Genomic DNA, 14483 nt, shown 5'->3' with positions numbered 1-14483 from the left:
CGAGATGATTAAAAAATTAATTGGAATGGTGCTAGGTTTCCTAGCAGTAACAGTTTTAGGTGTAGCGGTTTATGGCTATACCATCTACCAACAGGGAACAGAAACCCTAAGTAAAAAGACTTACAAAAAAATCGGGGAAGAAACCAACGTTATCGAAGCGACGGAGCCTCTGACCATCCTCTTGATGGGGGTAGATACGGGAAATGTGGAACGTACAGACCCGTGGGCGGGAAATAGTGATTCCATGATTCTCCTGACGGTTAATCCCAAAACAAAGAAAACCACAATGATGAGTTTGGAACGGGATATTTTGACCAAGATTGAGACTGGAAACGGTCAAGTTCAGGAAGCCAAACTCAATGCGGCCTATGCTAATGGTGGTGCGGAACTTGCAATTTCTACTATTCAAAAGATGATGAATATCCACATTGACCGCTATGTGATGGTTAACATGCAGGGGCTTCAACAATTGGTGGATGCGGTTGGTGGAATTACCGTCAACAATACACTCGGTTTCCCAATTTCGATTGCTGACCAAGAGGAGTTTAATAAGATTTCTATCGGTGTTGGAGAACAAACCTTGAATGGGGAGGAAGCTCTGGTGTATTCACGGATGCGTTACCAAGACCCAGAGGGAGACTATGGTCGTCAAAAACGTCAACGTGAAGTTATTCAAAAGATCGTTGAGAAGGTTTTGAGCCTAAACAGTGTGAGTCATTATCAAGGTATCCTCAAAGCTTTGAGTGATAACATGCAGACCAATGTGGACTTGTCAGCTAAGAGCATTCCACAATTGCTCGGCTATCAAGATTCCTTCAAGAATATCGAAACGCATCAATTGCGTGGGGAAGATGCTGAGCTACAGGGAATTTCTTATCAGATTGTCACTTCAGAACATATGCTCGAAATGCAAAATCTCTTGCGTAGTTCGCTAGGTAAAGAGCCAGTGACAGAATTGGAAACCAATGCGGTACTGTACGAAACAGCCTTTGGTCGGACAGCACCTTCAACCAGTACGAACGCTTCAAACGAAGAAGCAGAATAAGAAAAGAATCAAATCGTGGGAAATTTCCTGCGATTTTTTCAAAAAAATTCGAATAGATAAGTAGGAGGAAACATGAAAGCAGAAATTATTGCTGTTGGAACAGAAATTTTAACAGGGCAGATTGTCAATACCAATGCTCAGTTTTTATCAGAGAAACTAGCCGAAATCGGGGTAGATGTCTATTTCCAAACTGCTGTTGGAGATAATGAAGCTCGTCTTTTGTCCTTGCTGGAGATTGCGAGCCAACGTAGTAATCTTGTGATTTTGACAGGGGGCTTGGGACCAACTGAGGATGATTTGACCAAACAAACCCTGGCAAAATTTTTAGGAAAAGATCTAGTGTTTGACCCTCAAGCGCAAGAGAAACTGGATATTTTCTTTGCTCATAGACCTGACTATGCTCGGACACCGAATAATGAGCGCCAAGCCCAAATTGTAGAAGGGGCGACTCCACTGCCAAATGAGACAGGTTTAGCAGTAGGAGGGGTGTCGGAAGTGGATGGCGTGACCTACGTGGTCCTCCCGGGACCACCTAGTGAATTGAAACCTATGGTCTTAAATCAACTCTTACCTAAGTTAATGACTGGTACCAAGTTATACTCACGTGTGCTCCGTTTCTTTGGAATTGGGGAGAGTCAGTTGGTGACCATTTTGGCGGATTTGATTGACCATCAAACCGATCCGACTTTGGCGCCGTATGCCAAAACAGGAGAAGTGACCTTGCGCTTGTCTACAAAAGCAGTTAGTCAAGAAAAGGCTGATCAAGCGCTGGATATCTTAGAAAATCAAATCTTGAGTCGCCAAACTTTCGAGGGAATTTCTTTACGAGACATCTGTTACGGATATGGGGAAGAAACCAGCCTCGCAAGTGTCGTTGTAGAAGAGCTAAAGAAGAGACAGAAAAGCATTACTGCGGCAGAAAGCTTGACGGCAGGTCTCTTTCAAGCGACATTAGCAGACTTTTCGGGCGTTTCAGCAATCTTTAATGGCGGTTTTGTCACTTACAGCCTAGAAGAAAAGTCCAAGATGTTGGATATTTCCGAGCAAGAGCTAAAAGAACACGGGGTTGTTTCTGAGTTTACGGCTCGAAAAATGGCAGAGCAGGCACGGATCAAGACTCAGTCTGATTATGGAGTCAGTCTGACAGGTGTAGCTGGGCCAGATAGCCTAGAGGGTCATCCAGCTGGTACAGTTTTTATTGGACTGGCACATGCCAAAGGGACAGAGGTGATCAAGGCTAATATCGCAGGACGGAGTCGAGCAGATGTCCGACATATTGCGGTCATGCATGCCTTTAACCTAGTTCGCAAGGCTTTATTAAGTGACTAAATTTTGGTATAATGAAAGATAGGTCTAAGGACCAGTAGAATATAGGAGAACAAAATGGCGAAAAAACCAACAAAAAAATTAGATGAAATTGGGAAAAAATTTGGAGCTGATCGTGAAAAAGCCTTGAACGATGCTCTTAAATTGATTGAGAAAGATTTCGGTAAAGGCTCAATCATGCGCTTGGGTGAGCGCGCGGAGCAAAAAGTTCAAGTGATGAGTTCAGGTTCATTGGCTCTTGACATTGCTCTTGGTTCAGGTGGTTATCCTAAAGGACGTATCATCGAAATCTACGGACCAGAATCATCTGGTAAAACAACAGTTGCCCTTCACGCTGTTGCGCAAGCTCAAAAAGAAGGGGGTATCGCTGCCTTTATCGATGCGGAACATGCCCTTGATCCAGCCTATGCTGCAGCCCTTGGTGTGAACATTGACGAATTACTCTTGTCACAACCAGACTCAGGTGAACAAGGTCTTGAAATTGCTGGAAAATTGATTGACTCAGGTGCAGTTGACCTTGTCGTTATCGACTCAGTTGCGGCCCTTGTACCTCGTGCGGAAATTGATGGGGATATTGGAGACAGTCACGTTGGTTTGCAGGCTCGTATGATGAGCCAGGCTATGCGTAAACTCGGAGCTTCTATCAATAAAACCAAGACAATTGCCATCTTTATCAACCAATTGCGTGAAAAAGTTGGGGTTATGTTTGGAAATCCAGAAACAACACCTGGTGGACGTGCTTTGAAATTCTACGCTTCAGTCCGTTTGGATGTTCGTGGAAGCACACAAATCAAGGGAACTGGTGACCAAAAAGATACCAATGTCGGTAAGGAAACCAAGATCAAGGTCGTGAAAAACAAGGTGGCTCCACCATTTAAGGAAGCCTTTGTTGAAATCATGTACGGAGAAGGAATTTCTAAGACTGGTGAGCTCTTGAAGATTGCAAGTGATCTCGATATCATCCAAAAAGCGGGAGCATGGTACTCTTACAAGGGTGAAAAAATCGGACAAGGATCTGAAAATGCTAAGAAATACTTGGCGGATCACCCAGAAATCTTTGATGCCATTGACCACAAAGTCCGTGTTCAATATGGCTTGATTGAGGATGAAGAAGGGACAACTCCTATCTCTGGCGCAGAAGATCTAGCACCTAACCAAGAAGTAACGCTTGACCTAGGCGACGGACTTGAAATCGAAATTGAAGATTAAAAATAAAAGCGGAGAAGTCTTTCTCTGCTTTTTATGTTTAATTATTAAGTCTCCATAAGCTTCAAAAGCGTAATAAAAGAGTATTTAATCAAAAAAATTAAAAAAACTGTTGCAATTTTTTAATTTGATGATAAAATTAAACCATTCTATAAAAAGGAGACTACTATAATGGAAAAACGCCTTGTTCGTAACGTACAAGACAAAAAGATTGCTGGTGTTTGTGCTGGTATCGCTGACTACTTTAACATGGACCACACACTTGTTCGTGCACTTTGGATCATCTTCACCCTACTTGGTGGTTCTGGAATCTTAGCTTATGCTGTTCTCTACTTCCTTCTTCCAGAAGGCAATGCAGAAGCTTAAGCCATAGAGAGAATAAAAGTTTATTCTGATCAGTTGAAAATAAAAAATGCATGTAATCGTGGTTACATGCATTTTTATATGTAGCTTCTATCGAAAAAGAGATGTTCTTCACCAGATGGACAAGTCCTGTTTAATGGTCACTAAAACGACGATACTCTATATGAAAGTCAAAATAATGTTCATTCTGTAACTTTTGGAAGATATCGCGATAGGCTTCTTCGTCAAAATGGTCGCCACGGTAGAGAATTTCAAAACTCAAACCCTCGTACTCTAGAAAAGCGTTGGCTGTTCTGAAACCATTTTGGCGATAGAAATCCATGCGGGACTTTCTTTGCTCCAAGTTATCGCATTCTTCATCTAATCGCTCGACTTCAAGCAACATGGTTCGCTGGTAAAACTCAGTCAGCTTCTCGATGATTTCCTTTCCGTACCCGTGGCTTCTCAGGTGGGGCATGATGGCAAAAAAGCTGATATAGAAGGCCTTTGGGTTGGAGATGGCAAAAGCAAAGCCGACGAATTCTTCTTGGTTATAAAAAGCAAAAAAGTGGGCGTCTTCTCGGTCCTGATAGCGTAAAAACTCTGACAGAGGAACTCGTTCTTCCTCGGGGAATGCTTCCTTGTTTAGCTTCTCAACCTTATCCAGATCGGGAAATACATCGGTAATTAATTGACTGGTCAAACTCATAAATGACCTCCTTTTCTTGATTATAGCAAATTGTCTCTCTGTAAGCAATTGATTGCAAACTTAGTGACAGAGCCTTGTCGCTCCTTTAGAAAGCTGATATAATAGCTTTATGAATAAGAAACGATCCGTGGACTTGATACATGGTCCTATTCTTCCTGCGCTGTTAAGCTTTGCCTTTCCAATCTTGCTGTCTAATATCTTTCAACAGCTTTATAATACAGCTGACGTCTTGATTGTTGGACGATTTCTTGGTCAAGATTCCTTGGCAGCAGTAGGGGCGACAACTGCCATTTTTGACTTGATTATAGGCTTTACGCTTGGTGTTGGAAATGGCATGGGGATTGTCATTGCCCGCTATTATGGGGCTCGTAATTTCACTAAAATTAAAGAAGCAGTAGCAGCAACTTGGATTTTAGGTGCTCTTTTGAGCATTGTGGTCATGCTGATGGGCTTTGTCGGTCTGTATCCACTCCTGCAATATTTAGATACCCCGGCAGAAATCCTTCCTCAATCCTATCAATATATTTCTATGATTGTGACTTGTGTCAGTGTCAGCTTTGCCTATAATCTTTTTGCAGGCTTGTTGCGGTCTATTGGTGACAGTCTAGCAGCCCTTGGATTCCTGATTTTTTCTGCCTTGGTCAATGTGGTTCTGGATTTGTATTTTATTACGCAACTGCATCTGGGAGTTCAATCTGCGGGGCTTGCTACTATTATTTCACAAGGCTTGTCAGCGGTTCTTTGCTTTTTCTATATCCGTAAGAGTGTTCCAGAACTGCTTCCTCAACTCAAGCATTTTAAATGGAACAAGGCCTTGTATGCGGATCTCTTGGAGCAAGGTTTGGCTATGGGTCTGATGAGTTCGATTGTGTCCATTGGTAGCGTGATTTTACAGTCTTCTGTCAATACTTTTGGAGCTGTGATTATTAGTGCACAAACAGCAGCTCGACGGATTATGGCCTTTGCTCTCCTTCCGATGACTGCTATTTCTTCTGCTATGACGACCTTTGCCTCTCAAAATCTCGGGGCCAAGCGACCAGACCGCATTGTTCAAGGACTTGGTATTGGGAGTCGCCTGAGCATGTCCTGGGCAGGTTTTGTTTGTATCTTCCTCTTTTTTGCCAGTCCTAGTTTGGTTTCTTTCTTGGCCAGTTCGACAGATACTTACTTGGTAGAAAATGGTAGCCTCTACCTGCAAATCAGTTCAGTCTTTTATCCGATTTTGAGCCTCTTGCTGATTTATCGTAATTGCTTGCAGGGCTTGGGGCAGAAAGTCCTTCCTCTAGTTTCCAGCTTTATAGAACTCATCGGGAAAATCGTTTTTGTGGTTTTGATTATCCCTTGGGCAGGCTATAGGGGGGTTATCCTTTGTGAACCCCTTATCTGGGTTGCCATGACTACACAACTGTACTTTTCACTTTTCCGCCATCCCCTGATAAAAGAAGGCAAGGCAATCTTGGCAACAAAAGGACAATCCTAGCTGGATTTGCTGAATAAAATCCATTTCCTCTAGTGAAAATCGAAAAAACTTGTGTTATAATAAGAAAGATTAAAATGTGAAAAAAGGAGATTCCTAATGGGACGTAAATGGGCCAATATCGTAGCCAAGAAAACGGCTAAAGATGGAGCTAACTCTAAAGTATATGCAAAATTTGGTGTAGAAATCTATGTAGCAGCTAAAAAAGGTGATCCAGACCCAGAATCAAACACTGCTTTGAAATTCGTTATCGACCGTGCGAAACAAGCCCAAGTGCCAAAACACGTTATCGATAAAGCGATTGATAAAGCAAAAGGAAACACAGACGAAACCTTTACAGAAGGACGTTACGAAGGTTTTGGACCAAATGGTTCTATGTTGATTGTGGATACCTTGACTTCAAACGTCAACCGTACCGCAGCCAATGTCCGTGCAGCTTTTGGTAAAAACGGCGGAAACATGGGTGCTTCAGGTTCAGTTTCATACCTCTTTGATAACAAGGGTGTGATCGTATTTGCGGGTGAGGACGCTGATGCAGTCTTTGAGCAATTGCTAGAAGCAGATGTGGATGTGGACGATGTAGAAGCAGAAGAAGGAACAATCACTGTTTACACAGCTCCAACAGACCTTCACAAGGCTATCGTTGCCCTTCGTGAGTCTGGTATCGAAGAATTCCAAGTGACTGAATTGGAAATGATTCCTCAGTCTGAAGTGGAATTGTCAGGCGAAGACCTTGAAACCTTTGAAAAACTTTACAGCGTTCTTGAGGACGACGAAGACGTACAAAAGATCTACACAAACGTAGATGGATTCTAATAGAAAAACGAACAGTTTTACTAGCTGTTCGTTTTTTTGATATTTGAACTTAGACTCTGCTTTCAGAATCGTTTTGTTGCTTGCTTTTTCCTTGACCTAGACCAACTGCATGTTTTTGGACCAGCAAGAGCTGCCCATTGTCATCTTTTGCAAAAGTTAGGGTAACGGTCTTGATCTTGTCTCCAATGGAGAGATAGGTGACTTTTCTCGTATTGTAACCCCCAATAGTGGAGTCAAACTCGGAGTCTGGTAGACCGTGTTTTTTGATGATATCCTTGTAGTTGGTGCCACCTTTTCCTTTGTTGTCGAGGTCACCTTCGATTAAGGCGTCAAATTCTTTTTGGGTCCAAGTGAAGGAATCTTCTTCTTCCTCTTCAGGGATGAAATCGCTACTATCATCTGTCAAGTCGCCTTCCTCTTCGCGGTCAATGGAGGCACTCGCCTCGCTGTAGGAACGGTTAAACTCCCTGACAAACTCTTTGTAGACATTAGCGTACAGTACATGGGTCGTAAAGAAAAGTACAACAGAGGCAACTGCGAGGGATGTTCCGATAATGGCCATTGTTTTCCGTTTTTTTAGGTTGACGATAAGGCCAATAATCCCCAAGATAAATGCGACGATGGCGATGAAAAACGATAGATAGTTAATAAATGGGATCCAAGATCCTAAAAGTGCGATGGCTCCAAAAATGGTTGCCAAAATCCCTAAAACTCTCTGTTCCTCTGGTTTCATTTGAAAGCTCTCTCCTTTCCTTGTGTGAATGAATATCAATCCATAGTAGTTAGTGTTTATTATAGAGAAAATAGCTGCTAATGTCAATTCAGAGCAAGATAGTTCCCAAGGAAACTTTTTTCTTGACATATTCTCTGTAAGTGGTAAAATAGTTCTCACGGAAACTAAATTAGTTCTCCAGAGAACTATATAAAATCATGAGAAGGGAGCAATCATGGACAAATCGTTGTTGATTTTTAAACGTTTTGGGTATCAGATCCATCTGATGTTGCAGAAAGAAGCCAAACGTTGCGGCATTGAATTTATGGGGGGACCGCAAGGGCAGGTCCTGCAGTTTTTAGATCGTCGTGAGCATAATCAAGAATTAACGCTTATCAAGGATATTGAGACAGAACTCAATATCACCAAGTCAGTTGCTAGCAACTTGGTCAAGCGTATGGTACAAAATGGTTTGGTCGAGTTAGAGGCCAGTCCAAGTGATAAACGAGCGAAACTTGTTTGTTTGACCGATAAATCACGATCTCAGATGCAAGAAGTTAAGGCACTTTTTGATCGGATTGCCAGGAGCCTACTGGAAGGAATTTCAAAGGAAAAGCTAGCCGTTTTTGAAGAAGTTCTCGGACAACTACAGGCTAATGTAGAAAGAATAGGAGGAGAGAATGAAGAAACTTGCTAAACGTATTACAGGAAAAGAGTGGGGGATGATCCTACTCACTGTTCTTTTCACTTGTTTCTCGGTCTATCTCGAGTTAGAAGTGCCGACCTATATTTCAGAAATAACAGAATTGATTGGAACACCGGGTACGGAGTTAGGACAACTATGGTCTCCTGCTGCCAAGATGATGGGATTATCTCTCCTAGCCTTTCTGTCTTCTGTAACAGTTGGATTTTTTGCTTCTCGTGTTGCAGCGTCTTACACGACTCACTTGCGAAGAGATGTTTTTAATCGTGTTCTAGATTTTTCGCAAACGGAAATCAAACGTTTTTCAATCCCCAGTCTTTTGACTCGAACGACCAATGATATTACGCAGGTTCAGATGCTCTTTACTATGGGCTTACAGGTAGTGACTCGTGGGCCTATCATGGCCATCTGGGCCATTGGAAAAATCCTTGGGAAGTCGGAATACTGGCTCTGGGCAGTAGTGGTGGCCGTCATTGTCAATGTCTTGATGACCACTGTTCTCATTACTCTAGCCTTTCCAAAACAATCTGTCATTCAAAAATTGACAGATAAACTTAATAGCATCACCCGTGAAAGTTTGACAGGGATTCGGGTTGTTCGTGCTTATAATGCTGAGGATTACCAAGATAAGAAATTTGAAGAAGCCAATGATGAGGTGACTCGTCTCAACCTTTTTGTCAACCGTTTGATGGCGATTATGAACCCTATTATGATGGCGATTTCCAGTGGATTAAGTTTAGCCATTTACTGGATTGGTGCCTATATCATCAACGATGCAAGTTTGACAGAACGTCTGCCACTCTTTAGTGATATGGTGGTCTTCATGTCCTATGCTATGCAGGTCGTGATGGGCTTCCTTCTCATGGGAGCACTCTTTATCGTTCTTCCTCGTACCTTGGTTTCGGCAGGACGTATCAATCAAGTTTTGGATTTGCATCCTTCTATTGAGAATCCGAGTCAAGCACAGGCTGCAAATTCTTCAGTTCAAGGACAAGTGGAATTCCGTGACGTAACCTTCCGCTACTCTCAAAACTCAGAAGCGGTTGTGGAACATGTTACTTTTAAAGCCGAAGCAGGTCAAACAGTCGCTTTTATTGGATCAACTGGATCTGGGAAATCTACTCTGGTCAACCTAATACCTCGTTTTTATGATGCCTCATCTGGTCAAATCCTAGTAGATGGTGTCGATGTGCAAGATTACAACTTGGAAGAGCTGCGTAATAAGGTCGGCTATATTCCACAAAAAGCGGTGCTCTTTTCTGGAGATGTTAAGGGGAACTTAGACTTTGGTAAGAGTCAAGAAAGTCCTCTCAGTGAACCTGCCATGTGGCAAGCTTTGGAATTGGCTCAATCTAAGAACTTTATCGAGGATAAGGAAGCAGGTCTGGCCTCTGAAGTAGCCCAAGGTGGGACCAACTTCTCAGGAGGTCAAAGACAACGCTTGGCTATTGCCCGCGCCTTGGCTCGTAAGCCAGAGATTCTTATCTTTGATGACTCTTTCTCAGCCTTGGACTACAAGACAGACCGGATCTTGCGCCAAGAACTTGCTCAAAAAACACAATCCATGACCAAACTCATCGTAGCGCAACGGATTTCTACCATCATGGATGCCGACCTGATCTTGGTTTTGGATCAAGGTAAAGTCGTGGGACAAGGCACCCACAAGGAACTTCTAGCTACCAACGAAGTCTACCAAGAAATTGCCTACTCACAACTATCGAAGGAGGAATTGGAACATGGAAAATAAAAAAGTTTCGGTCTGGAAACAGTGCAAACCTTATATGGCAGGCCTCCAACTCCCTCTCCTAATAGCAGTTGTGGCTGCAGTCATTTCAAGTATCATTACCGTTTATGGTCCAACTAAGATTAAAGAAATTACTAACTTGATTTCAGATGGCTTGGCTACAGAAATCGACTTGGTAGCTGTGTCAAACATTGCTGGATTTTTGGTTGTTCTGTATGTATTTGGAGCTATCCTTAACTATACACAGGCCTATATCTTTTCAACGAGCATTCAGCATTTTTCAAAACGCTTGCGGACAGCAATCGCTGAAAAAATCAATCGTTTGCCACTTGGCTATTTTGACCGTCATTCACAAGGAGATACCCTTTCGCGCGTGACCAATGATGTGGATACAGCAGCGCAATCTCTCAACCAAAGTCTAGGGACAGTTCTTTCAGCTAGTTTCTTGTTGATTGCTGTCTTGGTGACCATGTTTGGGATGAACTGGATTTTGGCATTGGTAACCGTTGTATCAACCCTTGTTGGTTTTGCGGCGGTTTCCGTAATCATGGCCAAGTCACAAGGTTATTTTAAAGCCCAACAAAATAATCTAGCAGCCGTCAATGGTTATGTGGAAGAGATGTACTCTGGCCATAATGTAGTGACCAGCTATAACGCAGTGGACACCTCCAAAGCGAGATTTGCTGATTTAAACCAAGACTTGCATGATAGTATCTGGAAATCTCAGTTTATCTCTGGTATAATGATGCCAGCCATGTTCTTTGTTGGGAACTTTAGTTATGTCTTAGTCATCATCGTTGGGGCCGCGCTGGCGTTAGAAGGGCATATCACGATAGGGATTATTGTAGCCTTTATGGTTTACGTACGGACCTTCTCCCAACCTCTGTCACAGATTGCCCAAGGGATTACGAGCCTGCAACAAGCGAGTGCAGCCATGACTCGTGTATTAGAATTTTTGGCTGAAGCAGAGATGCAAGATGAATCTCATAAAGAAAGACAATTGACTGGAATGAGAGGAGAAGTGGTCTTTGATCAGGTGTCATTTGGCTATACACCAGAGCGCACCATCATCCATGATTTCTCAGCGACAGCTCATGCTGGTCAAAAGGTTGCCATTGTTGGGCCGACTGGGGCTGGTAAGACAACTATTGTCAATCTTTTGATGAAATTTTATGAGATTGATAAGGGAAGTATCCGTATCGATGGTGTCGATACCAAGGATATGAAGCGCTCAGAAGTACATGATGCCTTTTCAATGGTCTTACAGGATACTTGGCTCTTTAAAGGAACCATTCGGGAAAATCTCATCTACAATCAAACGGGCATCAGCGATGAGCGGATGATGGAAGCTAGCAAGGCAGTAGGAATCCACCACTTTATCATGACCTTACCAGACGGCTACGATACTATCTTGGACGATACAGTGACCCTGTCTGTTGGACAAAAACAGCTCTTGACCATTGCTCGTGCCCTGCTCAAGGACGCACCACTCTTGATTTTGGATGAAGCAACATCCTCAGTCGACACACGTACAGAGGAATTGATCCAAAAAGCCATGGACCGTTTGATGGAAGGCAGAACTTCCTTTGTCATTGCCCACCGCTTATCAACCATCCGAAATGCTGACTTAATCCTGGTCATGAAAGATGGCAATATCATCGAACAAGGCAACCATGAGGAACTGATGGCGCAAGGTGGTTTCTATGCCGACTTGTACAATAGCCAATTTACAGAAGACGAAGCAGAAGAATAAATCAAAAGAAGGCTTGACGGCCTTCTTTTTCTGCACTATACTAGAAGACAAACGTCTCACCAGTAGACGAAAACAAGGTAATGAATGAGAATTATAAATGAAAAATTATCAAGAATGGTATCAAAATATCAGCTCCAGACTCACCAGCCATCCCACCCTTCTATTTCTGTTACGCAGTTTTAATCGCTTGATGACAGTCGCTATGCCCCTGGTCTACCTGGCCTTGCTAGTCACCACTTACCTGCAACTAGGACTTAGTCAGCAAGTTGGGATTTATTTGTTTATCCCTGCCTCGGGCTTTGTGATCTTGTCCCTGTTTCGTAAGAAAATCAATCACCCGCGACCTTATGAAACTTGGGACATCTGTCCCCTGCTTGAAAAAGATAGCTCGGGACAGTCGATGCCCAGTCGCCATGTTTTTTCGGCAACCATCATCTCCATGGCCTGTCTGCATGCTAGTCTACCTGTTGGCTTAGCATGCTTGCTCTTCTCAGCTTTGCTGGGCTTGGTGAGGGTTTTAGGGGGCGTTCATTATCCCAAGGATGTCTTGGTTGGCTATGCTTGTGGTCTGGTGTGGGGATTCCTTTTCTTCCTATTCTGACATGTAAGTTAAGCTAGTCCTACAACCACTTACTGCTTCAAATTGACCACTTGCTTTTTTGCCCTTGTATTCCTAACTTAGCTTTGATATAGTAGAGTCAGAAAGGAGATGTGATGAAGTTACGAATTGAGATTGACGGCGATTTAGAAGAAACTGAAATTGTCATCAAGACACCCACTTTGACAGATGAAATTGCAGATTTGCAGCGGCTCTTGCAAGAGTCAAAGTCTCCGAGGTTGACTTTTTACAAGGGGACAGGTGAATATTATCTAGACCTGTCAGAAATTCTCTTCTTTGAAACAGAAGGGAGCAAGATTTATGCTCATAACCAGAAGGAAGCCTATGAAGTTCGTCTCAAACTCTATGAGTTGGAGTCCATCTTACCTCGCTATTTTAGTCGAGTGTCCAAGTCAACGATCGCAAACATCCGTCAGATTTACTCAGTGGACAAGTCCTTTTCAGGAACAGGCACCATTTCCTTTTATCAGACGCACAAGGAGGTTCATGTCTCACGGCATTACCAATCCCTCCTAAAAGAAAATCTAAGAAACATGAGGTAAAAAAGATGAAGAAGAAAGCATTTGGTATTGTTTTATTAGTTTTAGCAGCTTGGATCTTGCTGCAAGGGAATTTTGGAATTCCTTCTTTGGATGGCAAAATATGGCCTTTACTAGGTATTGTTTTTTTTGCTTATAAGTCCATTGAGTCCATCCTTAGACGCCATCTCACTTCGGCAGTTTTTACAGGGTTACTAGCGCTCATCATTGCAAATTACGCTTATGACTTGTTACCAGTTACCAATCATTCTCTCATCTGGGCTAGCATCTTGGTGGTACTCGGTGTTGGTTATCTGACGCATTCAAGTAAGTTCTGGAATGAAAAAAAATGGTGGTACGATGGAAAAAAAACAGTCGTCACAGATAAGGAAGTCGCTTTTGGTAGCGGGACCTTCTATAAGCAAGATCAAGATCTCGTAGATGACCAAGTGGAAGTCGCTTTTGGGGATGCTAAAATCTACTATGATAATGCAGAGATGTTAGGTGATTTTGCAACTTTAAATATTGAAGTGGCCTTCGGGAATGCAACTGTCTATGTTCCACAACACTGGCGTGTCGATTTGAAAGTAGAAACCTCCTTTGGTGCAGCTAAGGCAGATGCTCCTGTAGCGCCAACAAACAAAACCTTGGTTATCCGTGGGGAAGTCGCTTTTGGTAAACTTGGAGTTGTTTACGTTAAATAAAAAATAGTTTAGCCCTTGATAAATTCAAGAAAGTGTGATAACATAGTACGGTATGTGGTGCTAGCACATCCGCTATATTAGATCTAATAGGAGGAAAACACAATGGCTAAAGTATGTTACTTTACAGGTCGTAAGACTGTATCAGGAAACAATCGTTCACACGCGATGAACCAAACTAAACGTGCCGTAAAACCAAACCTTCAAAAAGTTACTGTTCTTATCGATGGTAAACCTAAAAAAGTTTGGGCTTCAGCTCGTGCTTTGAAATCAGGTAAAGTTGAACGCGTTTAATAAAAATGAAAAGACCTAACTGGTCTTTTTCTTTTGCTCTATGGATAAAACCATTTGAAAAATAGAGTAAATATCCGCCGATACAGCATTCTGCTTTTACACTTGGGCTGAAATATGATAAAATAGAGTATCAACTAGTTGAGGTAAAAAAAATGACTGTAAAAATTAATACAAAAGATGGTCAAATCGAACTGACAGATGAAGTGATTGCAACCGTAGTAGGTGGTGCCGCAACTGAGATTTTTGGTGTGGTCGGTATGGCTAGTAAAAATGCCCTCAAAGACAATTTTCAAGCCCTTCTTGGTAAGGAAAATTATTCTAAGGGTGTTGTTATAAAAGCAGCCGAAGATGGTAGCATTGCAGTTGATGTTTATACCGTATTGAGCTACGGAGTAAAGATAAGCGAAGTGTCAAAAAACATTCAAGAGCGTGTTCGTTTTAGTTTAGAAAATCAACTAGGAATTACTGCTCAGACTGTGAATGTCTACATTCAAAATATCAAAGTTGTAGGAGAATAA

The 14483-nt window shown here is 42.4% G+C and carries 16 protein-coding genes; 14 read left to right on the top strand and 2 right to left on the bottom strand.

Going from position 1 to position 14483, the window contains the following annotated elements:
• The first annotated feature begins 4 nt into the window (after positions 1 to 4).
• From lytR to MK395_RS07170, 4 genes are all read left to right on the top strand, one after another.
• Entirely contained in the window at positions 5 to 1045 is a 1041-nt protein-coding gene (lytR, locus tag MK395_RS07185; RefSeq protein WP_000592175.1) for a glycopolymer--peptidoglycan transferase LytR, read from the top strand.
• Positions 1046 to 1117: 72 nt separating this feature from the next.
• Positions 1118 to 2374 carry a competence/damage-inducible protein A gene (locus MK395_RS07180; protein WP_000642672.1) on the top strand — a complete coding sequence of 419 codons (1257 nt, stop codon included), beginning with the start codon at positions 1118 to 1120 and terminating at the stop codon, positions 2372 to 2374.
• A gap of 54 nt (positions 2375 to 2428) precedes the next feature.
• Positions 2429 to 3580, top strand: a complete 1152-nt coding sequence (gene recA, locus MK395_RS07175) for a recombinase RecA (RefSeq protein ID WP_049520828.1) — start codon at positions 2429 to 2431, stop codon at positions 3578 to 3580.
• Between the two features lie 168 nt (positions 3581 to 3748).
• A complete protein-coding gene (locus tag MK395_RS07170) occupies positions 3749 to 3943 on the top strand; it encodes a PspC domain-containing protein (RefSeq protein ID WP_049520829.1) in 195 nt (64 codons plus the stop codon).
• A 130-nt stretch (positions 3944 to 4073) separates the two neighbouring features.
• Here MK395_RS07170 and MK395_RS07165 read toward each other — a convergent pair whose 3' ends face one another.
• Positions 4074 to 4628 (bottom strand): GNAT family N-acetyltransferase, encoded by a 555-nt coding sequence (locus MK395_RS07165; protein ID WP_000060285.1) that lies wholly within the window; start codon positions 4626 to 4628, stop codon positions 4074 to 4076.
• Between the two features lie 109 nt (positions 4629 to 4737).
• Here MK395_RS07165 and MK395_RS07160 point away from each other — a divergent pair, with 109 nt between their 5' ends.
• Positions 4738 to 6108 carry an MATE family efflux transporter gene (locus MK395_RS07160; RefSeq protein ID WP_198464348.1) on the top strand — a complete coding sequence of 457 codons (1371 nt, stop codon included), beginning with the start codon at positions 4738 to 4740 and terminating at the stop codon, positions 6106 to 6108.
• 96 nt (positions 6109 to 6204) lie between these two features.
• Complete coding sequence (locus MK395_RS07155) at positions 6205 to 6921, top strand: YebC/PmpR family DNA-binding transcriptional regulator (protein ID WP_000532894.1); 717 nt, start codon at positions 6205 to 6207, stop codon at positions 6919 to 6921.
• Positions 6922 to 6970: 49 nt separating this feature from the next.
• Here MK395_RS07155 and MK395_RS07150 read toward each other — a convergent pair whose 3' ends face one another.
• Positions 6971 to 7654 (bottom strand): DUF308 domain-containing protein, encoded by a 684-nt coding sequence (locus tag MK395_RS07150; protein WP_268711578.1) that lies wholly within the window; start codon positions 7652 to 7654, stop codon positions 6971 to 6973.
• A 214-nt stretch (positions 7655 to 7868) separates the two neighbouring features.
• Here MK395_RS07150 and MK395_RS07145 point away from each other — a divergent pair, with 214 nt between their 5' ends.
• The 8 genes from MK395_RS07145 (at position 7869) to MK395_RS07110 (ending at position 14483) form a co-directional block, all read left to right on the top strand.
• Positions 7869 to 8330, top strand: a complete 462-nt coding sequence (locus MK395_RS07145; RefSeq protein ID WP_268711577.1) for a MarR family winged helix-turn-helix transcriptional regulator — start codon at positions 7869 to 7871, stop codon at positions 8328 to 8330.
• Positions 8314 to 10083 carry an ABC transporter ATP-binding protein gene (locus MK395_RS07140; protein ID WP_268711576.1) on the top strand — a complete coding sequence of 590 codons (1770 nt, stop codon included), beginning with the start codon at positions 8314 to 8316 and terminating at the stop codon, positions 10081 to 10083. Before MK395_RS07145 ends, MK395_RS07140 begins: the two co-directional genes overlap by 17 nt.
• Positions 10073 to 11833, top strand: coding sequence for an ABC transporter ATP-binding protein (locus tag MK395_RS07135; protein WP_268711575.1), 1761 nt, complete (start codon positions 10073 to 10075; stop codon positions 11831 to 11833). Before MK395_RS07140 ends, MK395_RS07135 begins: the two co-directional genes overlap by 11 nt.
• 97 nt (positions 11834 to 11930) lie before the next feature.
• A complete protein-coding gene (locus tag MK395_RS07130; protein ID WP_268711574.1) occupies positions 11931 to 12434 on the top strand; it encodes a phosphatase PAP2 family protein in 504 nt (167 codons plus the stop codon).
• A 113-nt stretch (positions 12435 to 12547) separates the two neighbouring features.
• Complete coding sequence (locus MK395_RS07125) at positions 12548 to 12994, top strand: LytTR family DNA-binding domain-containing protein (protein ID WP_268711573.1); 447 nt, start codon at positions 12548 to 12550, stop codon at positions 12992 to 12994.
• 5 nt (positions 12995 to 12999) lie between these two features.
• A complete protein-coding gene (locus tag MK395_RS07120; RefSeq protein WP_061416008.1) occupies positions 13000 to 13674 on the top strand; it encodes a LiaF transmembrane domain-containing protein in 675 nt (224 codons plus the stop codon).
• Positions 13675 to 13776: 102 nt separating this feature from the next.
• Positions 13777 to 13965 carry a 50S ribosomal protein L28 gene (gene rpmB / locus MK395_RS07115; protein WP_001140948.1) on the top strand — a complete coding sequence of 63 codons (189 nt, stop codon included), beginning with the start codon at positions 13777 to 13779 and terminating at the stop codon, positions 13963 to 13965.
• A gap of 152 nt (positions 13966 to 14117) precedes the next feature.
• On the top strand, positions 14118 to 14483 hold the full coding sequence (locus tag MK395_RS07110; RefSeq protein WP_000216434.1) for an Asp23/Gls24 family envelope stress response protein: 366 nt from the start codon (positions 14118 to 14120) through the stop codon (positions 14481 to 14483).

It is taken from the genome of Streptococcus oralis, from assembly GCF_026782085.1.
Classification (GTDB): Bacteria; Bacillota; Bacilli; order Lactobacillales; family Streptococcaceae; genus Streptococcus; species Streptococcus oralis_DA.
The sequence above is the reverse complement of the archived record's forward strand: the minus strand, read 5'-3'. Positions and strand labels throughout refer to the sequence as shown.